Below are 26,283 nucleotides of genomic sequence, written 5' to 3' on the forward strand. Positions count from 1 at the left end.
GAATCTGTTACACCCTCAAAATAAGTGGATCCTTATAACGCTCCCCCAGCACCTACCATTAATCCATTACTTATCTAGTCCTGTTGCAGTCCCTCTGATACATGTAACGTCTGTTGATTATCAATAATAATCGCTTCATATTCTGGTAGTTGGTTAATTAGCGCCATGCCTTCTTGTAAGCCTTTTACAAATACGGCTGTTGATAGGGCATCAACGTAAGTTGAGTTTTTACCAATGATGGATACGCTGACCACTTTTCTGGCCGAGTCGCCGGTTTTAGGATTAATGATGTGGTGGTAGCGCACGCCATCTTCGATGAAGTAACGCTCGTAATCACCTGATGTTGAAATTGACTCGTTAACCAGTGGTAATTGCACCGCTGTTTTTTCAGCGGCTCTAGGGTGCTTAATACCGACAAACCATGGGCGGCCGCGTCTGTCACCGAGCAGTCCTGTATCACCACCTGCGCTGACTAAGGCGTGCTTAATACCTGCAGCTTGTAAAATGGCTAAGCATTGCTTAACGGCATGTCCTTTAGCTATTCCGCCTAAATCAATCCGTACATCTTGGTTTTTAAAACGAACACTAGATTGTGATTTGTCTAAGGTTACTGCGCGGTAATCTATAGCTTCGAGGGCTTGGTTTATCTCGGGTTTCGCTGGCTTTTGTCCTTGGCGGTAATCGTATTGATAACCAATTGAGGCGTAAGTGATATCAAATGTACCGTTTGTCAGCTCAGCAATCTTGTGTGAATCAAGCAGCAAATCAAACAGTTCTTGATTAATGACAACTGCCTCTTTCCCTGCCAGTTGGTTGATTTTGCTTAATTCGCTGTCTGCTTTATAAGGACTCATTAATCGGTCGATGCGATGCATTTCTTGTTCGACAGCGATGATGAGGTTATCTGCAGTTTGTTTTTCATTTGACTCTGTATTCTTCTCTGCTTCTGAAAGCCAAAATTCAACATGAGCTTGGGTCCCCATGACTTCAAAGCTCTTTTGATGCCACTGCGCAGTGACTTGAGTGGATAAGATTAGGCCAACAAAACACAGTGAGATTAATGAGAAAGGCTTAAACATGGGTAATGACTTATTGTTGAATTATTTTTATAGCCAATAGGGTACTGAGTTATGGGTTATTAATCTAGATTGATTTATGCCAAATAACAGCCAATAAAAAACGCACTCGATTGAGTGCGCTTTTTCGATGTCGGTGCTAAGTCGAAGACCTAACTCAAAGACCTAAGCCAGATACCTTAAGTCAGCGACTAATTCAAATAATTGATTAGTGACGGAACATCGCAGAAATAGACTCTTCATTGCTAACACGACGGATCGCTTCAGCAAGTACTGCTGACATTGTTAGCTGAGTTACCTTTTCAAGTTTAGCGATCTCAGGGCTTAATGGCACAGTATCGGTAACGATAACTTCATCGATAACTGATTCAGCGATATTTTTCGCAGCATTGCCAGAAAATACCGGGTGAGTTGCATAAGCGAATACACGGTTAGCACCATGTTCTTTTAACGCTTCTGCCGCTTTACATAAAGTACCACCAGTATCGATCATGTCATCAACAATAATACAGTCACGGCCTTGAACATCACCAATGATATGCATTACTTGAGCTACGTTCGCTTGTGGGCGACGCTTATCAATAATAGCTAAGTCAGAATCATCAAGTAGTTTAGCTACAGCGCGAGCACGTACTACACCACCAATGTCTGGAGAAACAACAACTGGGTTATCAAGTTGCTTGCCTAACATATCTTCTAGCAGTACTGGGCTACCGAAAACGTTATCAACAGGCACATCAAAGAAACCTTGAATTTGCTCAGCGTGAAGATCGCAAGTTAATACGCGGTCAACCCCAACACTTGATAAGAAGTCTGCAACAACTTTAGCAGTAATAGGTACACGAGCACTACGAACACGACGATCTTGACGAGCGTAACCGAAGTATGGAATTACTGCGGTAATACGACCAGCAGATGCACGGCGAAGCGCATCAACCATAACGATAAGTTCCATCAGGTTGTCGTTGGTCGGTGCACAAGTCGATTGGATGATGAATACATCAGCACCACGTACGTTCTCATTGATTTGAACACTGATTTCACCGTCGCTGAAACGGCCTACTACTGCATCGCCAAGTTTGCAAAATAAACGGTCGGCTATTTTTTTGGCTAGTTTAGGGGTAGCGTTACCAGCAAAGAGCTTGATATCGGGCACTTTATGAACCTCAGGTGTTGGCTTTAAGTTAGTGGCTAAAAATGTGACTTAAGGATGTTGTCATCAATAAGCAAAAAACATTTCTAGAAGGTATTTGTTAATCTTGGTTTAAGCGTGTCATCAAAGGTGACAGGTTTAAGCCTTTAGCAACAAAGCCGCTCATGGTCGTTGGCAGGTGTGCCAACGCGTCTAGCGCCGATTGTTGCTGTTCGAATTCACCGAAGACGCATGCGCCAGTTCCGGTCATTCTTGACGGCGCATATTCTACCAGCCAGTTTAAGGCATTGGCAACTTGGGGGTGCTTTTCTGTGACAAGTTTTTGGCAATCATTTGACCAATTTTGCTGCATTAAAGTATCGATTGCTAATTTAGGTGTGTCGCGAGTTAAGTCTGGCGCTTGGAAAATTGCTTGGGTTGACACATGGACTTCAGGCACTATGACTAGGTAGTACAACTCTGCTGGTTGCACTGCAATAAGCTGTTCACCAACACCTTCAGCGAAAGCAGCAAAACCATTAATAAAAACAGGGACATCCGCGCCAAGTTCTAGGCCGATTTTTGCTAGGGTTACATGGGGTAAATCAAGCCCCCACAACTTATTTAATGCCACTAATGTGGTGGCCGCATCAGATGAACCACCACCTAAACCGCCACCCATAGGCAAGTTTTTACGTAACCAAATTTGTGCGCCGCCCTGATAATTGCAATATTCTTGTAAAGATTTTGCGGCCTTTAGAATTAAGTTATCTTTTTCTGCGACAACTTTTGATAATTCTGAATGCAAGCTTATTTGTTTCGACTCAGTCGTCTGAAAATCTAAATAGTCACATTGGTCAATAAACTGAAACAGGGTTTGCAGTTCGTGGTAACCATCGGCTCGTTGGCCGGTAATATGCAAAAATAAATTGAGCTTTGCAGGAGCTGGCCATTCAGTGGAGATTGCCAAATTGTCTTTATTTGTTGTCATGTAAAAGCCATTCAAGTGGTTTTGTCATTTTGAGTCGAAGTGCCTATATAAGTACTTATATAACAGCGCATCATCAATAGCCGATAAACCAATATCGATTAGTTATTGGTTTGTGCTAGATTGGTTGTTAGCGCTTGCCATTGATTTATCTGTATTTTTATTTGTACATCAGCGCGATTGATTTGCAGTAATCTGGGCAGCTTAGCACCGCTTTGTTGCTGATAACTCATAAAGCTTACCAGCCAATCCCCGCCATTATCAGCACTGCTAAAACGTTTGATGCTGCCATCTGGATTATATTCTAGCACTTCATCATCAGGGGCGACTTGACCTGTGATCCAAAGCGGTAATTTATTAATGGGAATGGTCATGCCGCTGACGCGGTAGATTAGCCGCTCAGGGTTGTTGTCTGTGTAAGTTTTATCTTGAATGTCTAAACTGGCTAGGCCATTTTCAGACTTAAGTGACAATACAGTTGTGCCAATCATGGTGGTAAGGGTCAATTCATCGCGATCATATTGGCTGCTTTGATCGTGCAACCAAAATAAGTTGGTGCTAAATTTATCGCTGCTAGAACGAAAAGCCAGTTTACCTTGTAATTCCCATGCTTGGGCGTCACTGGGGTGCTTTACCTGTGTTTCTGAAAGCGTGTGCGGCGGACGAATAGAACAAGCCGTTAACAATAAACAGCTCATTAACAGTAAGTGTTTTAGGTAAGTTGTTAAAATTCGCAAAGGGACTCACTGGGATAAAAAAGCGATAAGGCATGATACTGGGCAATAAGCTGATTGTAAAAATGCTTTTATAAATAAAACTGATTTGATTAATTATTACTCCTATACTAGACAATATTAGCTAATGTAGATATACATAGCCCTGTTTTTCTTGGTGTATTTTGTCAAATGATGGATGATTTTGTTAACAAGATAGAATTATTAGAAAAAAAATAGATAATTATTCCGTTTTGTTAAGCCAATTGTGTTTTTAGTTTTACCAATTAAGTAGAATGACCTAATTAATGATCCTGCGAAGAACTTAAAACGAGTCACATGAGCCTAGTAGCAATCGGAATAAATCATAAAACCGCCACGGTCGATCTTCGAGAGAAAGTCGCCTTTTCACCGGATAAGATTCACGATGCGATGAAGAGTCTAGCTAGTCGAACTAGCTCGGGTGAATCCGTGATCGTGTCAACCTGTAACCGTACAGAACTTTATTGCAACAACGGCACTAAAGAAGACATAATCGAATGGCTAGAGGATTATCACAATCTTAGTCATGATGATCTCATGCCTTGTATTTATAGCTATGAGGATCAGGAATGCGTTAAACACTTAATGCGCGTGTCTTCAGGTCTAGATTCTCTAGTATTAGGTGAGCCACAAATTCTTGGGCAAGTTAAACAAGCCTTTGCGAAAGCTAAAGAGGCAGGCACAACGGCAGTTACTATTGACCGTTTGTTTCAAAACACCTTTTCAGTGGCTAAAAAAGTGCGTACTGAAACCGAAATTGGCGCCGCCGCGGTGTCAGTGGCGTTTGCCGCTGTCAGCATGGCCAAACATATTTTCTCATCACTAAGTACCACCAATGTATTATTGATTGGCGCTGGAGAAACCATTGAATTAGTTGCCAAGCATTTAAAAGACAATGAGGTTGCCGGTATTGTGGTGGCTAACCGAACGGTTGAGCGTGCACAGGCGATGTGTGAAGAGTTTGATGCAACGGCAATTACGCTGCAACAAATACCAGACTATCTACCTAAAGCCGATATCGTGATATCCTCTACCGCCAGTCCATTGCCTATATTAGGTAAGGGCATGGTCGAAAAGGCACTGAAACAACGTCGTCATCAACCCATGCTATTGGTTGATATTGCAGTTCCTCGTGATATAGAAGCAGAAGTTGGCGAATTAGACGATGCTTTCCTTTATACTGTGGACGATTTACACAGCATCATTGAACAGAACATGGCTTCACGTAAAGAAGCCGCCGAGCAGGCAGAAGTAATTGCCGATGAACAATCTCATATCTTTATGGAATGGGTGCGTTCGTTAGAGTCTGTAGACAGTATTCGAGAATACCGAAGCCAAAGTTTGGCAATTAAAGATGAATTAGTAGAGCGCGCCTTGAACAAATTAACTCAAGGTGGTGACAATGAACAAGTGATTTTAGAGCTAGCCAATAGGCTAACCAATCGCTTAATCCATGCACCGACACAAGCGTTAACTTCTGCTAGTCGTCAAGGGGACTTGAATACCTTAGGCCAATTACGTGTCACGCTTGGTTTGGATAAAAATTAAGGTAATAAAGCTAAATGAAAGAGTCGGTTATTCGCAAGCTGGAAGGCTTGCTTGAACGTAATGAAGAAGTATTGGCATTACTGAGTGATGCACAAGTTATTGCGGATCAAGACCGCTTTCGCGGCTTATCAAAAGAATATTCTCAGTTAGAAGATATTGTAAAAAGCTTTAAAGCGTTTCAAGAGGCTCAAGCCGATCTTGAGTCAGCGCAAGAAATGCTTACTGAAGATGACGCAGAAATGCGTGAAATGGCTCAAGAAGAAATTAAAGCAGCCAAAAAAGCCATTGCAGAACTTGAAGATGAATTACAAATCTTATTGCTTCCAAAAGATCCAAATGACGACCGTAATGCCTTCGTAGAAATCCGAGCCGGCGCCGGTGGTGATGAAGCCGCTATATTCGCGGGTGACTTATTCCGCATGTATTCACGTTTTTGTGAGTCGAATAAGTGGCAAATGGAAATCATGAACGCCAACGAAGGTGAGCATGGTGGCTTTAAAGAATTAATCGTTCACGTAACTGGTGAAGGCGTTTACGGTAAATTGAAATTTGAATCTGGCGGACACCGTGTTCAACGTGTACCAGAAACTGAATCCCAAGGTCGTGTACATACCTCAGCCGTTACCGTGGTTGTATTACCAGAAGTGCCAGAAGCAGAGCAGATTTCAATTAATCCAGCAGATTTAAAAGTCGATACCTTCCGCGCATCTGGCGCAGGTGGTCAGCACGTCAACAAAACCGATTCAGCCATTCGTATTACTCACGTACCGTCAGGTATTGTGGTGGAATGTCAGGATCAACGCTCGCAACATAAAAACCGTGCCCAAGCCATGAGTGTGCTTTCAGCGCGCTTACAAGCGGTTGAAGATGAAAAGCGTCGTAGCGAAGAAGAATCAACCCGCCGTAATCTAGTGGCAAGTGGTGACCGTTCTGAACGTATTCGAACTTACAACTTCCCACAAGGTCGTATGAGTGAGCACCGCATTAATTTAACGCTATACCGCTTAAATGAAATCATGGAAGGCGACTTAAACGCTATTATTGAGCCATTAATGCAAGAGGAACAAGCGGACTTGCTTGCTGCATTAGCTGACGACTAAGGAGTAACCTTGTCACAGTCTTCTTTCTCTACCATTGCGGAGTCTTTGCAATGGGCTTACAGTTTATTGGTCGATTCATCTGAATCGGCCAATATCGATGCAGAAGCCTTGCTTCTGCATTGCATCAATAAGCAGCGTAGCTTCATTTATACTTGGCCTGAAAAAGTCCTCACCACAGATCAATTCAAAGCTTATAAAGCCATGGTCGAAAAGCGCCAGCAAGGTGTGCCTGTGGCACATATTATTGGTGAACGTGAATTTTGGTCATTGCCATTTATTGTTAACGCCACCACCTTGATCCCGCGTCCTGATACTGAAATTTTAGTAGAAACAGCGTTAAATTTGCCTGTAGCGGAAACGGCTAAGGTACTGGATTTAGGTACGGGAACAGGCGCGATAGCATTGTCATTGGCATCTGAGCGACCACAATGGCAAGTCACAGCCGTTGATAAAGTCACTGATGCGGTAGAACTTGCTAAAGCCAACCGGCAAAACTTAAATCTCACTCAAGTTGAAATTTTACAATCAGATTGGTTTAGTGCAATTGAAGGCCGGCAATTTCAATTAATTGTCTCAAACCCTCCTTATATTGACGAAGCCGATGAGCATTTAGCCATGGGTGATGTGCGCTTTGAACCATCAAGTGCATTGACCGCAGGTGACGCAGGTTTTGCTGATTTATTTCATATCGCAACCTATGCGCGGGCTTACTTATCTGAAGGTGGCTATTTACTGCTGGAGCACGGCTTTGAACAGGCGCTGGTCGTAAGACAAAAGCTCATTGAACTTGGTTATGACAATGTCGCAACCGTGCGAGACTTTGGCAGTAATGACCGTTGCACCTTAGGTCAATGGAACAAGGTTTAAGCCACTTGCAACCGCCATTTTTTCGTTCGTTAATCATTGGCAGTGATCCATTGCGTTAATTGCCCAGTTAATACTGAGTTAGTTGCTGATTTACTCATGTAGTGACTGGCCTAATGGGGCGATTTTCACAACATTGCTAATAAGCCGCCAGATCGAGTAAACTAGCGGCCATTTTATCGGTAGCTCAAAGAGAAAAACAATAATGGAAACCTTTTACAGTTTATATCCAGCTGTTAAACACACGCACTTAACCTTCATCTTTTTAAGTGTGGTCTTTTTTGTCACTCGCTTTGTACTACACATGCGCAAGTCGCCAATCATGGATAAAAAGTTTGTTAAAGTTGCCCCTCATGTCATTGATACCTTCTTATTGTTATCAGGGCTAATCTTGTGCTTCATGATCAAACAATATCCATTTGTCGATGAGTGGATGACTGAAAAATTAATTGCAGTTTTAGCCTACATTGGATTGGGCGTTATGGCACTTAAAGGTAACCGTAACAATTTATTCAAAATCTTCGCCTTTTTAGGTGCTATCGGATGGCTCGTATTAGCTGCCAGGCTGGCTCATTTTAAACAAGTTGTATTAATGGGTTAATAGAGTTTAATGGCAAAACATCAAATGAAAGATGCAGTTAAGATCCCTGAAACTGCATTTGAAATAACACAACATCTTGGCTTTTCTCAAGAGAAGAAAGCGCTTTGGGCTTGGTATGAAATTGCCGGCTCAGTGATGAGCTTATATGTCGAAGATCAGCAACAGCGCTTTGAAGGTTTATTGTACTGGTTTTATGATGATTTAGACTTTTGTGTGCGTGATGATTACTTTAGTGTTGATGCTGCCGATCTTGGTCGCTGCATTATGACCCGTCAAGGTAACAGCACCACCTTAGCCACGGTATTAATTTTACTGGCTAAGCAGCTTGATATTAGCTTAGAAGCGGTATTATTACCGGGGCACACCGTAGTGAGAAGCCATATAAATGATAATGTCATTTATATCGATCCGCTAACGGGGCAGCAATTAAGCCGCCACCAATTGCATATACTGGTGCGTGGTGAGTTAGGTAATTCGGCCATGCTTAAGCCTAAGTACTTAAAAACAGCCAGCCTAAAACGCTTAATAACTCGTATGTTACATGAGCTAAAAGCGGGTTGCATCGTAACCCAGAAATTTGAACAAGCGATGGAATGCTGCAATTTATTGCTGCAGTGGCATCCTGATGATGTGAGCTTAAATCGAGAGCGCGCTTTTATTGCCCAGCAACTGGGGTGCATTAAAGTGGCCATTTCAGATTTACAGCACTTTATCGACAGCAGTCCACACGACCCGGTGACGGAAATTGTCAAAATCCAGCTGAAAGAGTTAAGTCAACAACCACAGACTTATCACTAAGTGGTTAATATAATATTCAAATTCAGGCTCATTTATGAGCCTGAATTGTTTATCGCAAAGCAGTTAATCTGTCAGTAACTTCGCCAATTTAAAATAATAAGTACTTTAAAGTACATTCATAACAATAATAAATTCACTATGAAATGCATTTGCAAGGGAGCTTTTTCATGACCACCACACCCATGGTAACCAATGACGCAACAGCACTGGGATTACTTGCCGTCATTCTCGGCTTTGTTTTCTATACCAGTTCGTCAGCACACCCATTTTGGCAAAAATTCTATAAGTTTATCCCAGCCTTATTGCTGTGTTACTTCTTACCATCACTACTGAATACCTTTGGTATCGTCGATGGTGACACCTCAAAATTATATTATGTTGCCTCGCGTTACTTATTACCTGCTTGTTTGGTGTTATTGATTTTAAGTGTCGATTTAAAAGCGATTTTAAGTTTAGGCCCTAAAGCCATTGTGATGTTTTTAACCGGCACCGTGGGCATTGTGATTGGCGGTCCCATTGCGTTATTGATTATCTCAGCCATTAACCCTGACGTATTAGGCGGCAATGGCCCTGATGCAGTATGGCGCGGAATGACCACTCTTGCGGGCAGTTGGATTGGCGGCGGCGCTAACCAAGCCTCAATGAAAGAAATTTATGAAGTGGGCGGCGATATCTTTTCCGTGATGGTGACTGTAGATGTAATTGTCGCTAATCTGTGGATGGCAGTATTACTGCTGATGGCATCTCGTGCTAAAGAGATTGATGCTAAAACAGGCGCAGACACCACCGCCCTTGAAGCCCTTAAAGCCAAAGTTGAAAAGTACCATGCAGAAAATGCCCGTATACCTTCACTGCGTGACTTAATGCTGATTGTGGCCATAGGTTTTGGTGTTACCGGGTTAGCGCATTTTGCGGCAGACTTTTTAGGACCATTTTTTGAAGTTAATTACCCTTGGACTCAAGACTACAGCTTAACCTCCAAGTTCTTCTGGCTGGTTGTTATCGCCACTACTATTGGTTTAGCTTTATCCTTTAGTCCAGTAAAGCAGATAGAAGCTGCGGGCGCCTCGAAAGTGGCATCGGCATTTTTATATATCCTTGTTGCGACCATTGGTTTGCATATGGATGTATCCAAACTCGCTGATGAGCAAAACCTGTGGTATTTCGCCATTGGTATTATTTGGATGCTGGTACACGCAAGCTTTATGCTTATCGTGGCTAAAATTATTAAAGCGCCGCTGTTTTATATGGCGGTGGGCAGTCAGGCTAACGTTGGCGGCGCAGCGTCAGCCCCTGTGGTTGCAGCAGCGTTTCATCCAGCACTTGCGCCAGTTGGCGTATTGTTGGCGGTATTGGGCTATGCTGTAGGCACATATATGGCTTGGATGTGTGGCCAGTTACTGCAGATACTTGCGGTATAACATTATTTTTTAATGGGGTTAGCAGCGGCTAATCCCATGGTATTGATTAAAGAGAAATGACTATGGATCATAAAATCATTGGTTTAAATGAGCTAGAAATTGCGAATGATAAACCGTTTGTTTTATTTGGTGGCATGAATGTGCTTGAGTCTCGCGATCTAGCAATGAAAATTGCAGAGCATTACGTAGAAGTAACCCAAAAACTGGGTATTCCTTACGTATTTAAAGCGTCATTTGATAAAGCAAATCGCTCATCTGTGAACTCATATCGTGGTCCAGGTATGGAAGAAGGCTTAAAGATTTTCGAAGAGATTAAGTCGACCTTTAATGTACCTATTATCACCGATGTGCATGAAATTCATCAATGCCAGCCAGTGGCTGATGTGGTTGATATTATTCAGTTGCCAGCATTTTTAGCCCGTCAAACGGACCTAGTGGTTGCTATGGCAGCAACGGGTTCAATCATTAACGTGAAAAAGCCGCAATTCTTAGCGCCCCATGAAATGCGTCATATCATTAAGAAGTTTAATGAAGCCGGTAATGACAACATTATTCTGTGTGAACGTGGTTCAAGCTTTGGCTATAACAACCTAGTAGTGGATATGCTGGGTATGGATGAAATGAAGCAGTCTGGTTACCCAGTCATCTTTGATGCAACTCATGCACTGCAGCGCCCAGGTGGTCGTACTGATAGTGCAGGCGGACGTCGCGCTCAAGCAACCGAACTTGCTCGCAGTGGTATGGCATTAGGTTTAGCGGGTTTGTTCATTGAAGCGCATCCAGATCCTGATAATGCCAAATGTGATGGCCCATGTGCATTGCCACTTAACCAGCTTGAAAACTACTTAACTCAAATGAAAGCGGTAGATGATTTGGTCAAGTCGTTTGAACCAATTGATACCAGTAAGTAGATAAGAGATTTTTTAAAAGCCCTGAACTTATGATTAAGTTCAGGGCTTTTTTTTGCTTGAACTTAACGTTGTTTGGATAGGTTAAGAAATAGTTTTGATACTCTAGTTGGTAATAAGATCAAGGTCGTGGTGCTTCGCCCACACCAGACCAAAAGGGTATCAACAGCAATACTCTCTTGGAACACCCAGCTGCCCCAACGAAAAATGCTGAAAAGTGTCTGCCATTATTAAAATATTTACCCTCCCCAGCAGCTGCATAAAATGCGGTAACTGTGACTGGCCCGATACCTGGAATACTTTCTAAACGCCAACAAACTTGACTACTTTTTGCCTCTTGTTGTACCTGCTTATCACAAGATTTAATCTTTTCCTCAATACCAATTTGTGGTTAGCTTTGGTATCGACATTTAAGCGGTTAAAAATGACTTAATCAAAGACAGTTATTTATGGATTTTTTGTGCCCGCAATTGGGGCAAGGCAATAATGACTCACCAACTGACTTATCAATACTCCTAGTACCGCCCCTGCCAGTAAGTCACCTAAGTAATGGTAGTTTTGCCCTAATTGACCGATAAAAACGCTTACCATGGCTGTTAACCACAACCAGTAAAGCTTTGGGCTGTATTGCCAAAATAAACTGGCGAAGGCAAAGGTAAATAGCGCATGCCCTGAAGGAAACGAATGATAGCTTTGCGACAATGAAAATGGCGCAAATATCTCCACGCCATGCTCAATCCAAGAGGGGTTATTATTAACCCAAGTTTCTGGCCAGGTGCGGCCGCTGATAATTTTAGCCCCAAAACGGACCACTGTGGCGCTAATAGCGACCAAGACAATGGGCTTAACTAAATGACTGAATGCGTTATTACGACCTAATAAGCCAATTAAAACAAGCACGCCTGCCAATACTTCTAAGGCTAATGGAGTATTTGCCAGTAGTTTAAATACTGAGGTTAATCCAAAGTCGCTTTGCTTACTATCATGTAAAAGCTGTGCCAAAGGTCGATCAATGTAGCTTACGCTTACCAGTATGGCGATAACGGCAACAAGGTAGAATAAACCGACTCGAGCACTAAACGGCAGGGCTTGAGGCTGTAATAAGGCTTTGGGGTGCAATAACATAAGTTTAGCGGCTTGTTTTTTCATAGCTATGGTTTTTCATCTATTGGGTTTATAGCGCACTTTCTAGCGCGGTTATTTCAGTTAGCATGCTTTGATTCATCGCAGCTGTTAAACCGTGATGGGCTGCGCGGGCTACCACGTAACCGTTAATTTGCAGTATCTCGGTTTTGCGATTGTGATGAATATCTTGATGCATAGACGAAAAGTTGTTGGCTGTGAGTTTAATTACCTGATTGATGATGGCAACAGAATCAAGCAGCGAAAGGTTAACCCCATCAGCTTTGGCGACCATGATGCACTCTTGCGTTATCGCCTCGATTTGCTGCTGAAATTGCGGCTGGGCCAATTCACCATTAGCACATTGGGCTAATGCCGTCAGTGGGTTAATGGCGCAATTAACCAGCAGCTTTTGCCACAAACTAGTGACGATATCATCGACTACCGACATATCTTCAACAGCAGCCAGTAATTGGTTTTGTATTGCTAAAGGCATTACTGGGTCAGATAAATGGCCAATAATGCTTTTACCTTTACCCGTATGGCGCACCTGCATCGGCGCCAGTTTTAACGCCGCTTGAGATGTCGTGCCTAAAGATAACCCCAGTTTAAGTTGAGGGTGTTGCTTTAGAAGGGCTAACACCTCTAAATGTGGCCCCATACCATTGTGTAGCAGCAGAATATGACAACTCTGTGGAATAAGCGCCAATATAGAAGCAATAGCATCAGTCACTTGATAAGCCTTTACGCAGACAATGACTAATTTAATATTGGCTAACGCAGCCTTGTTAAGCTGATTTATGTTCGCTTGGATACAGGGCTGATGCAAACTGTCACCGTTAAGAGTTTCAAGAGTGATTGTAGAGCAATCATCATGGCTTGTAGCGCCTACAGAGCGACTGCGTGTGAGTAGTAATGGCTGCTTGATTGCTGCTAACTGGCAGTACAGCAAGCTGCCAATAGCGCCAGCCCCAATAATCGCAATATCAGTCTGGTACACATGATTATCGTTAACATGATTGTCGTTAACATGATTGTCGTTAACATGGTGGTCGTTAACATCAAAAACTGGCTTTTGGGTAGTGTTAAGGATATTGCGGTCGCTGTTAGTGCGCTGTGGCATGTGGTTTCTCTTGAGTGCTATAGGGCAGATTTGAGCGGTCCCTTTTTGAATAACTTTGCAGCTTGATATTTTCTAAACACAAATAGCAATAAGTAAAATAATACCACCCCAATTAAATCTGCAACTACATCAGCAATAGAGGCGCTACGATAGGGGATCTGCGATTGTATCAGTTCAATTAATACCGCATAGGCAGTCATTATCAGCCCCATCCAGTACCATTTAGGCTTGAAGGCAAAATAAGCTAAAAACGTTAAGCCCAAAAAACTGACGGTATGGCCGACTTTATCCATATTAGAAAACGTCATTGGATAGTTAGGTTTAGAGAAAACCAAGTAACTGATGATGATGACAGCGAAAGCAAAAGCGGCGCTAAAAAACAATTTCATTTTCATGCTGTACATATCTTAGCTGGATGCAATGTCGTTTGAGTAAATCAATAATAAAAAAAGCAGCGTTCAAAGTCATTAAATTCCAACTATTAATTGTTTTCTCTTTAGTCTAGGCTTTGCCTACAGGCTTAGAGTGTTAAAATAACCCTAAATAATTTATTGGAGAATGACTATGCCATCTATGGATGTCGTATCAGAAGTTGACGAAGTTGAATTACGTAATGCCGTTGAAAACTCTCGCCGTGAATTGGCGGGACGATTTGATTTTCGCGGTAAAGATGCTGAAATCGAATACAAAGATCATGTGGTGACTTTAAAAGCCGAAGATGATTTCCAATGTCAGCAGTTGGTGGATATTTTACGCATTCAGCTTAGTAAGCGTAATGTTGACCCATCAGCCATGGATGTGGATGACAAGACGGTACATAGCGGTAAAACCTTCAGTCTAAAAGTGAAGTTTAAAGAAGGCATTGAAACACTTATCGCCAAAAAATTAGTCAAAGCGATTAAAGATAGCAAGCTTAAAGTGCAAGCCGCGATTCAAGGTGACTCGGTTCGAGTGACAGGTAAAAAGCGTGATGATTTACAAGCGGTCATGCGTTTAACTAAAGAAGCTGACTTAGGCCAGCCGTTCCAATTTAATAACTTTAGAGATTAAATTTCTGAAGCGTAAAATGCTGCTGCATTAAGTTGTGCTGCGGATAAGCCTCTTAATATAAAAAAGCCCAATGTAATTGGGCTTTTTTTATGCTGAATATCTTGTGATGAATTAAATAGATTAGTTTTTATCGGCCTCAGCTGACAGTATAGGCTCATCAGTTTGTTGATGTTTAACCGAGCTATAGCGTTGTAATAAACTAATTAAAATCAATACCGGAAAGCCAATTAAACTGGCGGCGATAAAGAAATTTACATAGCCAAAGGCATCAACATAAACCCCAGAAAACCCAGCGATAAACTTAGGGAATAGCAACATGATAGAGGAGAGTAGGGCATATTGAGTTGCGCTGTAACCGCTACTAGTTAGGCTTGATAAGTAAGCAATAAATGCCGCAGTAGCAATACCAGCGCTGAAGTTATCCACTGAAATAGCAAAGGTCAAAAATGGCATGTTGTAGCCAATGTAAGCTTGCCAAGCAAATAACAGGTTAGTAATGGCCACTAATAATGCACCTAAGAAAAGGATCTTCATGGTGCCATAACGCACTAATAATACTCCGCCAAATGCTGCGCCAACTAAGGTCATGATTAAACCATAGACTTTACTAACAAAAGCAATTTCCTCTTTACTAAAGCCCATGTCGACATAGAACACATTGGCCATAATTCCCATAACAATGTCTGAGATGCGGTAGCAAGATATAAGTAATAAAATCAGTATCGCGGTTTTACCATATCGCTTAAAAAAGTCGATAAAGGGCAATACGCTGGCGCTATACAACCAAGCCAATGGCGCTGCAAGTTTAGGCGGATACTTTTGTGCAAAGCGTTGTTTAAGTTGTAACTCTTGTTCATCAGCGCTTTTGGTGTCAACTTCAGGCTCTTTACTGCAAAGAGTGGTAATAATACCCACTGACATTAATAACGCCATCACAAAGTAAGCGGTTTGCCATGATTCAAGATTGTAGCCATCATTGCCAGGGTCAACCCAAGCGGCAATGGTTAACGCCCCTGCTGTGGCGACAATCATTGCGCCGCGATAACCTACTTGATATGCCGCAGCTAAGGCTGCTTGCATTTTTTCTGGAGCAGATTCAATACGAAATGCATCAATGACAATGTCTTGGGTGGCTGAGGCTAAGGCGAGTAAGAAAGCGCAAATGGCAAGCCGCTCTAAATCCACTAAGGGATCGCTAAATGACATGCCGGCAATGGCGCCCACCAGACATAACTGCGCAAATAGCATCCAGCCACGGCGGCGGCCAAAAAATCGGGTAAAAATAGGCAAAGACATGCGGTCAACCAGTGGTGACCAGGCCCATTTGAAGGCGTAGGTGAGGGCTATCCAACTAAAGTAACCAATGGCGGCGCGATCAACGCCTGCTTCTCTTAACCAAAAACTTAAGGTTGAAAATACTAACATTAACGGCAGGCCAGCCGAGAACCCGAGTAACAATAAAATAACCACGCGCTTATGATAATAAACTGACAGCGCTTCTCGAGTTCGACTAAATAATTCTGACATAAGACAACAGATAAGAGGAGAATGGCTCTAGCTTAAGCGGGCTCGCTAGATGGTTCAAGTTATTATCAAGTTATTAATAGTACAGCAATTTGAGCTTGGTCAATAAACAAGGGTATTTGTAATACTCAGGTTTGTTAAACCATGAGTTTAAGCTCAACGCTGCTATGAGTGAGCATTGGTTATATTGATGATTAAAATAATAAAAAAGTAATTAGCATAGCGCTTATAACAAGCTGTGTTGTAACTAAAAAGACCCACTAAATAGTGGGTCTAATGCCAACACAACCTTGAGGTACTTCACCACCGCTATTAATGTAATCACAGCAATCGTGAACTTGTTGACGTAAATATTGATTACCGCGGATAACCATTGCTGGCCATTCATGAAAACAGTGCAATAAATGCCAAAATACTTTTTCAGTATCAGTTGGAGTCATAGTTTCAGGAGGGTTATCTAAGTCGACGGCTTGCCACTCTTCCAATACATCCCACATGTAGAGCTTGATTTCATGGTGATCTAGTTGGTTATCTAAGAAGGCTTTTCCATAATACGCCAGTTGAGGGGCTTTGGTTTCTATAAAATCATTGGGCGTCATCGTCTTTGGCGTTGTTATCTTAATTGGCATGAGAAGCGTCCTTATAATTCCATTTATTGACCAATAAGGTTTGTTACAAGATAGACTAAAGTATAGTTGGTTATCTTGAACATTCACTCGGATTTACAAAGTAAAATGAAATTCAGTATTTATGACTAGATAATCATCGCTAGGCATTGTAAAAAACTACAAAAAAGCGGCGTTAAATGTATATTTAACGCCGCTTTTTTAAATAATTGATGAATTTACGTAACGTAAATGAGTCACCTATAACCATGAAATTTATAAGGTTTATCGTTTCAGTAGTGTCGCTTTATTCAATTTCACTTCTTTAACGGGCACATCAGGCCAATTGAGTTGGGCATTATGGCCAGTTGGAACATATGACATGGCTTCCAGTACTGCCATTCCTTCTACGACTTCGCCAAATACCGCATAACCCCAACGGCGCTTGGAAGGATTGAGGTTTTTATTATCGCCTACATTGAAGTAAAACTGACGCGTGGCAGAGTGGGGGTCGTTATCGCGAGCCATAGCAATGGTGCCCATAGCATTGGATAAACCATTACCGGATTCATTAACGATAGGGTCTAGCGATGGAAGTTCTTCAAACTCCGAGGTTAATCCGCCACCTTGAACCACAAAATCGGCAATGACGCGATGAAAAATCGTATTGTCATAATCGCCTTTGACCACATAGGTCAAAAAATTATCCACAGTGAGTGGCGCACGGGTTCTATCTAGCTCAACCACGACCTTGCCCATGCTGGTATCAAACTCAACTTTTGGGTAAAGCGTATCGGGCTGAATATCCACGGCTGCTTGAGCAACCATGGTTGATAATGCAAGTACGCTGGCTAACATCCACTTAAGCATGGCTTCTTCCTGGGTTATTGTTGTAAGAAATGGTGCAGTTCAGCATCATTAATAATTTTGCTGGTCAGTTCATCGATGAGCTTATTCATATCCAGCTCAAGGGTGGCGTAATCTGGGCTAAATGGGCCCTTTAATAAACCTTTAGCGTTATATATCTTAGTAAATTCTTGGGTTTGATTTTTAGCGACCACATTGATGGTTAATGTCGTCTTTGCCTCAAAACCGAAAGTCGACTCGGTGACATCTGTCAGTAAATAATCTAATTGAAATTCAGCCGAATTGGTCGCTGCAGGGTCAACTTGATAGCCCGCCTTGGTCATGGCTTGCTTAAATACATTGTCCAGTTGCTGCCTGATAGGTTCACTTGGGCTAATTAATTCTGCTGCTTCACCTTCTTTATTAAAGCGAACAATAAAGTTAGCTTTGCGGACATCAATGGTGTTTACCGCAACAGTGGCATATTGGTCGATTTGATTCAGTGGTTGGGGGACACTGGGGTTAAGCGCAATATGGGTCGGGGTGTAACTGGCGCAAGCTGAAAGAAATAACGAGCTGCATAACAACAAAGGTAATGATTTCATGTCACAAAACGGTAAAAAATGATGGCCTCAGAATAACAGATTTTTACTGCCTTGCCAGCCCAATAACCTGAGTTAATCAGTTTCACTGGTTCATTTATTAGTCTGGATTATTTCGCCATGATGATGAGAGATTAGTGGTGATATCCCATGGTAACAAACCATTGACTTTAGCCCTGAAAGTATAGAGGTTAGAGTCTAATCATATTATTCATTGGATGCTAAATGGCTTTACATCATCGACAACCCACTTCGGCATTAGCGCCAGAATCGTTAATTAAAAATGACTGCCAACCTATATATGGGCATTTTGATGGCATTGTCGCAGATCTTGGTGTTAAGCAATTTAGTTACTTTACTGACATGGATAAGCCCAGTTCATGGTTTGCAAAACATGTCGATTTTAAGCAATTTCAATTTATTAATATTACTACCCCTCGTTATATCATTGGGGTGGCTATTGCCGATATTCGCTATGTTGGCAGCAGTTTTTGTTACCTCTATGACATAGAAAAAAATCGCTTAACACAGACGCAAACCTTAAAACCGTTAGCGCTGGGTATGTCACTGTCTCAGTCACCTAAAAATGGTCAGTCGCGCATTAAGCATCGCCAATCTCAGATTGAATTTGTTATTAAAGACGGTGTCTGGCAGTTATATATCGCCGCAGACAATATTCAGGCTGAGCTTACATTAACAGCGCCCATGTTAAGTTTGCCGATGAGTTTATGCACGCCAACCGGCTATAACGGTTGGACCTATACCCAAAAACACAATGGTTTAAAAGTATCAGGCAGTTTAACGGTCAATGATGAACCGCAGCCGCTGAATCAGGCTTTAGCGAGTTATGATTTTTCTGCCGGATACATGCGCCGAGAAACCAGCTGGCGCTGGGCGTCAATTAATACTCAAGTAGAGTCTGGTGTGTTGGGGCTTAACTTAGCCGCGGGCGTTAATGAAACAGGCGCCACCGAGAACGTGTTATGGATTAATGGTGAACGCCATTTTATGCCCGCGGTAAGGTTTGAGTTTAATCGCCAGCGCAGTGACGATGATTGGTACATCACCGGGGGGGACAATCAAATTGATTTAAGCTTTCACGCATTAAAGTGTCGCAGTGAGAAGATTAACCTTGGGTTTCTTAAAAGTAATTTCAGGCAGTATATTGGTTATTTTAGTGGCCAGATAACCGACAATAATGGCCGAGTGCATCAGTTACAAAATCAACTTGGATTAACCGAAGATCATTTTGCAAAGTGGTAATGAACCTAAGCCTGTTAGCGCCAATGGGTTAATGCATTTATAAATAGATTCATAAAATACAATAATAAAAAATAAAGAAGGTTTTCAATGGATTTGAATACACTGATCACTCACCCCGAGATCTTGCTACTGGTGCTGGCGCCGCTATTTTTCCTGTGCATTTTACTGGAGTGGTATCTAGGCACTAGAACCAATAAGTTACCCGAATCAGCCAAGTACGCCCCTATGGAAGTTGCTTGTAATTTTTGCCTTGCCGCAATGCATCAACTAACTGACATTTTAGCCGGATTATTTATCGCAAAATTATACCTGATGGTATTTGATTGGAAGCTACTTGATATTCAAATGGGAATTGGCAGTTTTATTGCGTTGATGATCGCCCAAGATTTCTGTTATTACTGGTTTCACTGCGCAAGCCACCGTGTGCGCTGGATGTGGGCGGCTCATGTTGTTCACCATAGCTCTGAAAATATGAATTTCAGCACTGCTTTTAGGCAGAGTTTGCTTTACCCCTTAGCGGGAATGTGGCTGTTTTGGCTGCCATTGGTGGTGATTGGGTTTGACCCCAATTGGGTGGTATTTGTAGTACTGCTTAATTTGGGGTTACAGTTTTTTGTGCATACCCAAGCGATTAAATCTCTTGACCCGCTTGAGCTTATTTTTAATACGCCGTCACATCATCGGGTGCACCATGGCCGTAACCCACAATATATTGATAAAAATTATGCAGGCGTGCTGATCATTTGGGATAAGTTATTTAACACCTTTGAGCCTGAAAATGACACGGTGATTTATGGTATTACCAAGCCGGTTAATAGTTTTAATCCTATAATCGTGAGCTTTGCTGAGTGGCGAGACATGTTTAAGGAAGTGACTATGGCGGGGTTAACATTAAAGCAAAGATTAGCGGTGTTATTGTCGCCGCCGGCTCAAGTTGATGCTAAGCCCAATAGTCATACTGAAAACCTTAACCATCTTGAGGAAGAGCAGAGCCAGACTCGATAATGATGACGGATTTTTAAAGAAAGGTTTAACCTACTTAACAGATACTCGGAAGGGGTTGAGTACATGAAAAGTAGGTCTCACCAAATAAAAAAGGGCTATTTGGGTTCAGCCCCAGCGACAATTAACTAGTCACTTTATGTTTGCTCAGAACATAAGGTTTATTACTAGATAATGTAATGCTAAATTGTTTAAAGCTAATTCCTTGCTGAGGCTATTTGCTTTTGGGGCTAACAGGCTCAATTCTGGGGATCAATATCCACACCGCAGCAATGGCAATGAGAGCTAAAGATGCACCAATAACAAATGCTGGCGTGTAGTTACCGTCAGCCGTTAAATAGGGCACTAACGCTGTTAACCCTAATGCCCCTAGCTTGGCAGCCATTCCTGAAACCCCTGCTAGTGTACCCACAGCTTTTTTCCCAAATAAATCACTGGGCAGTGTTTGTACATTACCAATAGCGGTTTGAAAGCCGAACAAGATCACCGCCATGATCATTACCGCGGTCGTTGGCCCACCTGGGTTTGCCATAGATAAAAGCGATGGCAACATAATCAAACAACCCAGGGTAATCGTCAGCTTACGGGTTTTATTGGTATCCCAACCTGCTTTTAAACGGTTTTGTGCCAGTAAGCCACCAAACCATGCCCCAAGCATTGCTCCCACATAAGGCACCCAGCCGTATATCCCAATAGACTTAACATCCATGGCGTACACTTCATTGAGGTAAATAGGGATCCAGAAAACAAACAACCACCAGATAGGATCGATTGCTGCAGACGCAATAATCACCCCCCAACTTTGCTTATGAGAAAGTAGCTCTGTGGTGGTCGGGTTATATTCTTTTGCATCAACTTCATCGTCAGCGTTAGTGCATTTCTGACCTGTTAAAATGTATTGTCGCTCCTCCTCGGTAATCCAAGGGTGAGACTTAGGCGGTGCTTTAACTAAGATAATCCAAGGGATTAACCATAATAAACCAACCAAACCAATGACAACGAAGACCATTTGCCAGCTAAAATAAACGGTCATATAAGCGATAAGTGGAATCGATATAATGCCGCCAATCGCAGCGCCTGAGTTAAAAATGCCTTGAGCTAAAGCACGCTCTTTTGTAGGAAACCAATCAGCATTACTTTTAGCTGCGCCTGGCCAGTTACCTGCCTCAGCCAGACCTAGAATTGCTCTAAAGATACTGAAACTCAGCATGCCCTGTGCGAATGCGTGCGCAGCTGTTGCAATAGACCACACCCCAATTGAGAGCACAAAGCCTAGTCGGGTACCAATCCAGTCAAATATTTTACCAAATATCGCCTGACCAAAGGCATAAGATAATATGAATACAATAGAAATATTGGCATAGATCTGTTTGCGCTCTAGTGCGGTTTCATTAGGAAATATATCTTCAACAATATCAGGCCAAAGCACGCTTAGCGCTGAACGGTCGATATAATTAATTACCGTAGCTAATGCGATGAGTAGAATCACCCACCAGCGTAAGTTTCTTATTTTCATTTTAGTCCCTCAATGAAATCTTCTCTTGCGGGACTAAAGGTATCAATTAAAATACCGCCTGTTGGGCAAGTGGCCCCATGGTCTGCATGAGGCGGGATCATACAGCTATCACCCGCTCTTAGAATTTTAGTGACGCCATCGATATTAAAGTGAAATTCACCTTCCACAACGTATGAAACTTGTGAGTGTCTGTGGGCATGATTGTAACCAATGGCGCCTTTCTCAAACCAAATTTTTACTGCCATTAGCTCTTGATTAAACCCAAGCATTTGACGCTTTAAACCGCCGCCAATGTCTTCAATTTCTGTTTCATTTCCAAATGAAAAATGTTCGCTCTGTTTCATTGTGACTCCTACTGCTTATTTTTAGTTATTGGTTTTTATGGATAAATTTAGGGTTTTCATAAAGCGCGCTAATGCTTGGTAGTAGCGTATGAGTAAATTGGTTATGACTGAGTTGAGTGACGGGGTCACCTGTGGTGTGTTCTATTTTGACTGCGGCACTGTCAGTAAATTGATTATTAGCCATATCGGTCACTTGCACGCCATGAAGGTATAAGCTGGCTTTGAAGGGATTACGTTTTCCAAGGCCAACCTGATTGATGTGATTATTCACAAATGTAAGGTGAGGGCCGAAGGTACTTTCGTCTTTACCGCCGCGATATAAATTAACCAGTGAGCCTTGAATATGCTCAAACTGATTGTTGTTTACTTGTACATACTCAGCGTTATAAATGCCTTTATCATCAGTCTCTTTATTGAGCCTTAAAATATCACCGCTGATATTGATAAAGTGATTATTGCTAATGACAATATTATTGGCAAAAGCTCGCGCACCTGAGTCAAAAAAGTGAAATGAAGGCTGGTTATCAAGTTGTTTGATTTCACTATTTAATAAGCTGAATCGATAATTGGTTAACATGCCGGAGCTGGTGGTTTTTACCACACTGTTTTCTGCAACATCTTTAGCTGCAATATCGTTACCTGCAATATTGGTACTATTTTTACCGCTAATGACTAAACCATCGAGCTTTAAACTGCCGTTATTTTGAATTTCAAATAGGCTGGATTGGCTAAAACTCAGTTTGGCTTGTTGCTTTACTCGTGCCTTGATGGTGAGCGGCTTATTGATAAGTAACACTTGTTCAAGCTGATATTCGCCGTTATTGAGTGCGATAACATCGCCAGCGCTTGCATGGTTAACGGCTTGCTTAAGCTCTTGCGCGGTTGAAACTGCGATTTGGTTACCTGAATCAAAGGCGATTTCTGGTTCTGTTTTCGGATACCAACTCACGCCAGTTGCGCTTTTTAAAGTGGGAGTGAGTGAGGTCGATATGCCATAGGCGCTTAAGGCGTTATTGCTTGGATATAACAGGCCATTTTCAGCCCGCACGAGTTTAATCGATTGCGCATCAATGCCTTGAGTAATGCTGTTATTGTTAAGCTTATTAGAAACGTTGTTAGTAAAGCTTATCCCTGAAATATCATCAAATATGGCGAATGGTGATAGTTGATTGCGATTAACTAACAGGTTTTTTGAAAACTGAGTTTCTAGCGGCGCAGCAGAGCGTTCAGCATCGCTACCTGCAGCTAAATGAATATGGTTTACATCAATAAAACTGTTGTGATTAATATTGGCATTAACCACTTGGTGATAACGATTTAAAGGCGAGTTAGGTACGCCATTCATAATGGTGAAGCCACTGCCAAAGCGATAACCCGTTAAGCCTTCAAAGTAGTTGTTGGTGACGATTTGATCGCGATTGATCACCCGAACGCCGCCAGTGTGCTCTACGCCATTACCTAAAAATACATTGCTGCTTATTTGGTTAGCATTACCATGACGTAGGGTTAAGGTGCCGCGGGATGCAAAAAAGGTGTTGTTACGAATGGTGTTGTTGCCGGACTTAACGGAGATGATTTCTACTTCGCCATCACAGCGGTCAAAGTAGTTATTTTCGATGACAGTTTGCGATGCCGACATGGAATGATGGCTAGTGCCAATGCGGATTGTTTCACCGCCATTGGATCCCAAGGTTGGCCGAGGACCAAAGTAGTTATGATCAATCTGATGATTATTTTGCTGACTTAACGGCGATTTTAATCGCACCGTTAAGGTCACGCCTTTATTACGCTTACCCACTAAATGATTGTGGTCGAAGCGGTTATTTTTACCATACAGCGCCACCCACTGATCAGAATCAAATCGCTCTGGCTTATTGAAGTTGTCGATGACCACTTCAGATACTCGCGAATGATTAGCAAAATCATCATCACTGCTTCTAAAGGCAATCACTTCACGGCTTGGACTGTAGCCATTTTTAAATACTAAGCCGCTTACATGTAAATACTGGCCAGATAAACGCAAATTAGATTGGCCTGATAATATGACTTTGCCTTTGGTTTGCGCTGACAGTGTGATGGGGGCCGCTTTTGTGCCTTGACCGCTAAAGTTGATTTCAAAGTCTTGCCAAATACCGTCAGCCAAGATGATTTCATCACCTGCGACAATATTTTTTATTGTTTGGTTATATTCCACAGGCGTCTTCACTGTGTAAGTGGCTGCATTGAGCGATAAGAAAGGGCTTAATGCCGATAGACACAGCATAAGAGCAATATGTTTTAAGTTTTTATCCTTGCTAGGTAAATATTGATATTGCATTAGTACGCTCATTGTTATTTTTATACTGAGTTTTAGTGTTGTTTTAATCGTAAATAAACTCCTAGCTCAATAGTGGGGTAGGAGTGGCAATGCTAAGTTTCTAATGCGGATTAAAACTTAACTTTCGCGCCAAGGAAGTACTTAGGCCCTGAACGAGAGTAGTCAGAAACTGTGGTGTCATTACCACGAGTCATGATTTGTGGCTCGTCTAGCAGGTTTAGCGCTTTAAGTGATACAGATAAGTAATCAGAATCTTGCACATAACGGTTTGAACTATCTGGAAACGGCAAGTTATTAGGTTGGAAATACGATTCTCGGTACTTATAAAGTACTATGAATGTTGCCCAATCACCTTCCCAATACACTGACGCAGATGCCACTTGTGGTGAGAAACCAAATAGATTTGCATCAGGCACAATATTTTGGCTGCCAGTTAAGCTTACTTAACCTTAATGCGTCGCTTATTTTATTAAGTTTCACGTTTATCTCCCCAGATAAAATATTGTATTTAAATGCGAACACAATCCTTTAAACATGATCTTTAAATACAACCTTTCGCTGCATAGAAACTAACCAATGGTCATGGTGCGTGTCAACCATTTTGTGTTACCAATATTAAATCGACTTTACTTTTTTGTTATTACCAATAACATTAAGGTAACAATGATTACTGCTTGTATGATTGCTGAATTGCACTCTAAAGTGATAAATAGGCTTTGCGTTGAATTACTAAATCGATATGATGTAGGTTATGCAAATTGTTATTTTTTAAAATATTGAAGGACCAAACATGAAAAATAGACGTATGTTTTGGCGCATCGTAGAAGAGATTGAAGCGTCTATTACTCGCGGCGAATATGTACCTGGTAGTCGTTTACCTCCAGAAAGGGAGCTAGCTGAAAAGTTTGATGTTAGCCGTCCAACCATTCGTGAGGCGATTATTGCACTGGAAGTGCGAGAGAAAATTGAAGTTAAAACGGGTTCGGGTGTTTACGTCTTACAATCAGTCAATCAGTCCCAGCTAAAAAACAAAATCAACGCCTTTGAATTAACCCAGGCTAGAGCACTTGTTGAAGGTGAGATAGCGGCACTTGCTGCAAATACTATTACCGAAGAAGAATTGGTAGAGTTAAATAAGACGTTGATTATGATGGAGAATAAGTCTTATGTAGAAGAAGCTGATCAAATGTTTCATAACATCATCGCTAACTCTACTCGTAACGGTGCATTAATCAAAATGTTTGAAAGCTTGTGGGCACTGCGGGCATCAAGTCCAAAAATTATTGACGACTATGATAGCGTTTGTAGCAAAGACAACCAGAAGACCTTAGATGAACATACTGCCATTTATGAGGCTCTCGCCGCAGCAGATGCTTCAGAGGCGCGTGCAGCTATGCACAAACACTTTAATCGCTTGATTAATGTATTGTTTGATACTGTTGAGGCTAAATCACTTGAAGAAGTGAAACGTAAAAACAGTGAGAAGCGTGATTTATATTCAATTGATAACTTGGTTAACAGATTAAGTTAACCATCAATACACACTTTAAAGGACGCTAAGCGTCCTTTTTTTATGGTTGTAGAGAATTCTGTTTGTTTTTTTGTACAAAATCAGCGGCCAAAGCAAGGGCTGCGGTTAAAGGTTGTCTTTTTTACTCTTATCGCTAATTCAAATCGCTAATTCAAATCACTAATTTAATGACTTAAGCCGAGTTGGTCTAGAGTCTAACCCTGGTGATATTTTACCTTATCAATTAACAAGGATTGTCAGTTTATTG

At 41.9% G+C, this 26,283-nt stretch carries 26 protein-coding genes and 1 pseudogene; 11 read left to right on the forward strand and 16 right to left on the reverse strand.

The window, feature by feature from the left end; all coding sequences use genetic code 11:
* Positions 1 to 74 precede the first annotated feature (74 nt).
* The 4 genes from AB4140_RS05180 to lolB all read right to left on the reverse strand — a co-directional run bounded on the left by AB4140_RS05180 (position 75) and on the right by lolB (position 3,933).
* Positions 75 to 1,079 carry an FAD:protein FMN transferase gene (locus AB4140_RS05180; protein WP_303458922.1) on the reverse strand — a complete coding sequence of 335 codons (1,005 nt, stop codon included), beginning with the start codon at positions 1,077 to 1,079 and terminating at the stop codon, positions 75 to 77.
* Positions 1,080 to 1,284: 205 nt separating this feature from the next.
* The gene (locus tag AB4140_RS05185; protein ID WP_076543115.1) at positions 1,285 to 2,232 is read right to left on the reverse strand and encodes a ribose-phosphate pyrophosphokinase; all 948 of its coding nucleotides are present in this window, start codon (positions 2,230 to 2,232) and stop codon (positions 1,285 to 1,287) included.
* 97 nt (positions 2,233 to 2,329) lie between these two features.
* A complete protein-coding gene (gene ispE / locus AB4140_RS05190; protein ID WP_372000046.1) occupies positions 2,330 to 3,199 on the reverse strand; it encodes a 4-(cytidine 5'-diphospho)-2-C-methyl-D-erythritol kinase in 870 nt (289 codons plus the stop codon).
* Between the two features lie 98 nt (positions 3,200 to 3,297).
* Entirely contained in the window at positions 3,298 to 3,933 is a 636-nt protein-coding gene (gene lolB, locus AB4140_RS05195) for a lipoprotein insertase outer membrane protein LolB (RefSeq protein WP_241900962.1), read from the reverse strand.
* Between the two features lie 315 nt (positions 3,934 to 4,248).
* Between lolB and hemA the strand changes: the two genes are divergently transcribed.
* The 7 genes from hemA (at position 4,249) to kdsA (ending at position 11,194) form a co-directional block, all read left to right on the forward strand.
* The gene (gene hemA / locus AB4140_RS05200) at positions 4,249 to 5,499 is read left to right on the forward strand and encodes a glutamyl-tRNA reductase (protein WP_102438932.1); all 1,251 of its coding nucleotides are present in this window, start codon (positions 4,249 to 4,251) and stop codon (positions 5,497 to 5,499) included.
* Between the two features lie 14 nt (positions 5,500 to 5,513).
* Positions 5,514 to 6,599: a peptide chain release factor 1 gene (gene prfA / locus AB4140_RS05205; protein ID WP_076543119.1), complete on the forward strand. Its 1,086-nt coding sequence runs from the start codon at positions 5,514 to 5,516 to the stop codon at positions 6,597 to 6,599.
* 9 nt (positions 6,600 to 6,608) lie between these two features.
* Entirely contained in the window at positions 6,609 to 7,466 is an 858-nt protein-coding gene (gene prmC / locus AB4140_RS05210; protein WP_102438929.1) for a peptide chain release factor N(5)-glutamine methyltransferase, read from the forward strand.
* A gap of 202 nt (positions 7,467 to 7,668) precedes the next feature.
* Complete coding sequence (locus AB4140_RS05215) at positions 7,669 to 8,064, forward strand: SirB2 family protein (protein ID WP_076543121.1); 396 nt, start codon at positions 7,669 to 7,671, stop codon at positions 8,062 to 8,064.
* A 9-nt stretch (positions 8,065 to 8,073) separates the two neighbouring features.
* The gene (locus AB4140_RS05220; protein WP_372000047.1) at positions 8,074 to 8,862 is read left to right on the forward strand and encodes a SirB1 family protein; all 789 of its coding nucleotides are present in this window, start codon (positions 8,074 to 8,076) and stop codon (positions 8,860 to 8,862) included.
* A gap of 167 nt (positions 8,863 to 9,029) precedes the next feature.
* Positions 9,030 to 10,283: a DUF819 domain-containing protein gene (locus AB4140_RS05225; protein WP_076543123.1), complete on the forward strand. Its 1,254-nt coding sequence runs from the start codon at positions 9,030 to 9,032 to the stop codon at positions 10,281 to 10,283.
* A 62-nt stretch (positions 10,284 to 10,345) separates the two neighbouring features.
* Complete coding sequence (kdsA, locus tag AB4140_RS05230) at positions 10,346 to 11,194, forward strand: 3-deoxy-8-phosphooctulonate synthase (protein ID WP_102438923.1); 849 nt, start codon at positions 10,346 to 10,348, stop codon at positions 11,192 to 11,194.
* Between the two features lie 202 nt (positions 11,195 to 11,396).
* On the opposite strand, the pseudogene AB4140_RS05235 reads toward kdsA, so the two are convergent.
* The 4 genes and pseudogenes from AB4140_RS05235 to AB4140_RS05250 form a co-directional block, all read right to left on the reverse strand.
* Positions 11,397 to 11,570, reverse strand: a pseudogene (locus AB4140_RS05235) (transposase); the annotation flags it as partial.
* 68 nt (positions 11,571 to 11,638) lie between these two features.
* The gene (locus tag AB4140_RS05240) at positions 11,639 to 12,340 is read right to left on the reverse strand and encodes a phosphatase PAP2 family protein (RefSeq protein WP_241904950.1); all 702 of its coding nucleotides are present in this window, start codon (positions 12,338 to 12,340) and stop codon (positions 11,639 to 11,641) included.
* A 25-nt stretch (positions 12,341 to 12,365) separates the two neighbouring features.
* Positions 12,366 to 13,436 (reverse strand): ketopantoate reductase family protein, encoded by a 1,071-nt coding sequence (locus tag AB4140_RS05245; RefSeq protein ID WP_372000048.1) that lies wholly within the window; start codon positions 13,434 to 13,436, stop codon positions 12,366 to 12,368.
* 17 nt (positions 13,437 to 13,453) lie between these two features.
* On the reverse strand, positions 13,454 to 13,831 hold the full coding sequence (locus AB4140_RS05250; protein WP_102438911.1) for a VanZ family protein: 378 nt from the start codon (positions 13,829 to 13,831) through the stop codon (positions 13,454 to 13,456).
* 169 nt (positions 13,832 to 14,000) lie between these two features.
* On the opposite strand from AB4140_RS05250, the gene AB4140_RS05255 reads away from it, so the two are divergent.
* Entirely contained in the window at positions 14,001 to 14,486 is a 486-nt protein-coding gene (locus AB4140_RS05255) for a YajQ family cyclic di-GMP-binding protein (protein WP_102438909.1), read from the forward strand.
* Positions 14,487 to 14,606: 120 nt separating this feature from the next.
* Here AB4140_RS05255 and AB4140_RS05260 read toward each other — a convergent pair whose 3' ends face one another.
* From AB4140_RS05260 to AB4140_RS05275, 4 genes are all read right to left on the reverse strand, one after another.
* On the reverse strand, positions 14,607 to 16,013 hold the full coding sequence (locus AB4140_RS05260; protein WP_102475581.1) for an AmpG family muropeptide MFS transporter: 1,407 nt from the start codon (positions 16,011 to 16,013) through the stop codon (positions 14,607 to 14,609).
* A gap of 257 nt (positions 16,014 to 16,270) precedes the next feature.
* Positions 16,271 to 16,609 (reverse strand): hypothetical protein, encoded by a 339-nt coding sequence (locus tag AB4140_RS05265; RefSeq protein WP_102475590.1) that lies wholly within the window; start codon positions 16,607 to 16,609, stop codon positions 16,271 to 16,273.
* A 291-nt stretch (positions 16,610 to 16,900) separates the two neighbouring features.
* On the reverse strand, positions 16,901 to 17,485 hold the full coding sequence (locus AB4140_RS05270; protein WP_102475580.1) for a peptidylprolyl isomerase: 585 nt from the start codon (positions 17,483 to 17,485) through the stop codon (positions 16,901 to 16,903).
* A 14-nt stretch (positions 17,486 to 17,499) separates the two neighbouring features.
* Positions 17,500 to 18,066 (reverse strand): YajG family lipoprotein, encoded by a 567-nt coding sequence (locus AB4140_RS05275; RefSeq protein WP_102438903.1) that lies wholly within the window; start codon positions 18,064 to 18,066, stop codon positions 17,500 to 17,502.
* Between the two features lie 222 nt (positions 18,067 to 18,288).
* Between AB4140_RS05275 and AB4140_RS05280 the strand changes: the two genes are divergently transcribed.
* Together AB4140_RS05280 and AB4140_RS05285 are read left to right on the forward strand one after the other, a co-directional pair.
* Entirely contained in the window at positions 18,289 to 19,326 is a 1,038-nt protein-coding gene (locus tag AB4140_RS05280; RefSeq protein ID WP_372000049.1) for a DUF2804 domain-containing protein, read from the forward strand.
* Between the two features lie 87 nt (positions 19,327 to 19,413).
* Complete coding sequence (locus AB4140_RS05285; protein ID WP_372000051.1) at positions 19,414 to 20,331, forward strand: sterol desaturase family protein; 918 nt, start codon at positions 19,414 to 19,416, stop codon at positions 20,329 to 20,331.
* Positions 20,332 to 20,542: 211 nt separating this feature from the next.
* On the opposite strand, the gene AB4140_RS05290 is transcribed toward AB4140_RS05285, so the two are convergent.
* From AB4140_RS05290 to AB4140_RS05305, 4 genes are all read right to left on the reverse strand, one after another.
* Positions 20,543 to 21,844 (reverse strand): MFS transporter, encoded by a 1,302-nt coding sequence (locus AB4140_RS05290; protein WP_102475577.1) that lies wholly within the window; start codon positions 21,842 to 21,844, stop codon positions 20,543 to 20,545.
* Entirely contained in the window at positions 21,841 to 22,188 is a 348-nt protein-coding gene (locus AB4140_RS05295; protein WP_102438895.1) for a cupin domain-containing protein, read from the reverse strand. The genes AB4140_RS05290 and AB4140_RS05295 overlap by 4 nt, the downstream gene beginning before the upstream one ends.
* Positions 22,189 to 22,213: 25 nt before the next feature.
* The gene (locus tag AB4140_RS05300; RefSeq protein WP_372000053.1) at positions 22,214 to 24,505 is read right to left on the reverse strand and encodes a chondroitinase-B domain-containing protein; all 2,292 of its coding nucleotides are present in this window, start codon (positions 24,503 to 24,505) and stop codon (positions 22,214 to 22,216) included.
* A 110-nt stretch (positions 24,506 to 24,615) separates the two neighbouring features.
* Positions 24,616 to 24,921, reverse strand: coding sequence for a hypothetical protein (locus AB4140_RS05305; RefSeq protein ID WP_372000054.1), 306 nt, complete (start codon positions 24,919 to 24,921; stop codon positions 24,616 to 24,618).
* Between the two features lie 374 nt (positions 24,922 to 25,295).
* Here AB4140_RS05305 and AB4140_RS05310 point away from each other — a divergent pair, with 374 nt between their 5' ends.
* The gene (locus AB4140_RS05310; RefSeq protein ID WP_102438889.1) at positions 25,296 to 26,036 is read left to right on the forward strand and encodes a FadR/GntR family transcriptional regulator; all 741 of its coding nucleotides are present in this window, start codon (positions 25,296 to 25,298) and stop codon (positions 26,034 to 26,036) included.
* Positions 26,037 to 26,283 lie beyond the last annotated feature (247 nt).

It is taken from the genome of Shewanella sp. 10N.286.51.B2 (assembly GCF_041469265.1).
Lineage (GTDB): Bacteria > Pseudomonadota > Gammaproteobacteria > Enterobacterales > Shewanellaceae > Shewanella.

Excerpts from the sequence above, each read along its gene's own strand:
- AB4140_RS05240 (WP_241904950.1), bottom strand. The coding sequence starts at position 12,340 with ATGAAAAAACAAGCCGCTAAACTTATGTTATTGCACCCCAAAGCCTTA.
- AB4140_RS05180 (WP_303458922.1), bottom strand. The coding sequence starts at position 1,079 with ATGTTTAAGCCTTTCTCATTAATCTCACTGTGTTTTGTTGGCCTAATC.
- AB4140_RS05215 (WP_076543121.1), top strand. The coding sequence starts at position 7,669 with ATGGAAACCTTTTACAGTTTATATCCAGCTGTTAAACACACGCACTTA.
- AB4140_RS05220 (WP_372000047.1), top strand. The coding sequence starts at position 8,074 with ATGGCAAAACATCAAATGAAAGATGCAGTTAAGATCCCTGAAACTGCA.
- AB4140_RS05245 (WP_372000048.1), bottom strand. The coding sequence starts at position 13,436 with ATGCCACAGCGCACTAACAGCGACCGCAATATCCTTAACACTACCCAA.
- AB4140_RS05260 (WP_102475581.1), bottom strand. The coding sequence starts at position 16,013 with ATGTCAGAATTATTTAGTCGAACTCGAGAAGCGCTGTCAGTTTATTAT.
- kdsA (WP_102438923.1), top strand. The coding sequence starts at position 10,346 with ATGGATCATAAAATCATTGGTTTAAATGAGCTAGAAATTGCGAATGAT.
- AB4140_RS05250 (WP_102438911.1), bottom strand. The coding sequence starts at position 13,831 with ATGAAAATGAAATTGTTTTTTAGCGCCGCTTTTGCTTTCGCTGTCATC.
- prfA (WP_076543119.1), top strand. The coding sequence starts at position 5,514 with ATGAAAGAGTCGGTTATTCGCAAGCTGGAAGGCTTGCTTGAACGTAAT.
- AB4140_RS05300 (WP_372000053.1), bottom strand. The coding sequence starts at position 24,505 with ATGCAATATCAATATTTACCTAGCAAGGATAAAAACTTAAAACATATT.
- AB4140_RS05280 (WP_372000049.1), top strand. The coding sequence starts at position 18,289 with ATGGCTTTACATCATCGACAACCCACTTCGGCATTAGCGCCAGAATCG.
- AB4140_RS05265 (WP_102475590.1), bottom strand. The coding sequence starts at position 16,609 with ATGACGCCCAATGATTTTATAGAAACCAAAGCCCCTCAACTGGCGTAT.
- AB4140_RS05310 (WP_102438889.1), top strand. The coding sequence starts at position 25,296 with ATGAAAAATAGACGTATGTTTTGGCGCATCGTAGAAGAGATTGAAGCG.
- hemA (WP_102438932.1), top strand. The coding sequence starts at position 4,249 with ATGAGCCTAGTAGCAATCGGAATAAATCATAAAACCGCCACGGTCGAT.
- AB4140_RS05255 (WP_102438909.1), top strand. The coding sequence starts at position 14,001 with ATGCCATCTATGGATGTCGTATCAGAAGTTGACGAAGTTGAATTACGT.
- AB4140_RS05285 (WP_372000051.1), top strand. The coding sequence starts at position 19,414 with ATGGATTTGAATACACTGATCACTCACCCCGAGATCTTGCTACTGGTG.
- AB4140_RS05295 (WP_102438895.1), bottom strand. The coding sequence starts at position 22,188 with ATGAAACAGAGCGAACATTTTTCATTTGGAAATGAAACAGAAATTGAA.
- AB4140_RS05270 (WP_102475580.1), bottom strand. The coding sequence starts at position 17,485 with ATGCTTAAGTGGATGTTAGCCAGCGTACTTGCATTATCAACCATGGTT.
- AB4140_RS05225 (WP_076543123.1), top strand. The coding sequence starts at position 9,030 with ATGACCACCACACCCATGGTAACCAATGACGCAACAGCACTGGGATTA.
- ispE (WP_372000046.1), bottom strand. The coding sequence starts at position 3,199 with ATGACAACAAATAAAGACAATTTGGCAATCTCCACTGAATGGCCAGCT.
- AB4140_RS05290 (WP_102475577.1), bottom strand. The coding sequence starts at position 21,844 with ATGAAAATAAGAAACTTACGCTGGTGGGTGATTCTACTCATCGCATTA.
- AB4140_RS05275 (WP_102438903.1), bottom strand. The coding sequence starts at position 18,066 with ATGAAATCATTACCTTTGTTGTTATGCAGCTCGTTATTTCTTTCAGCT.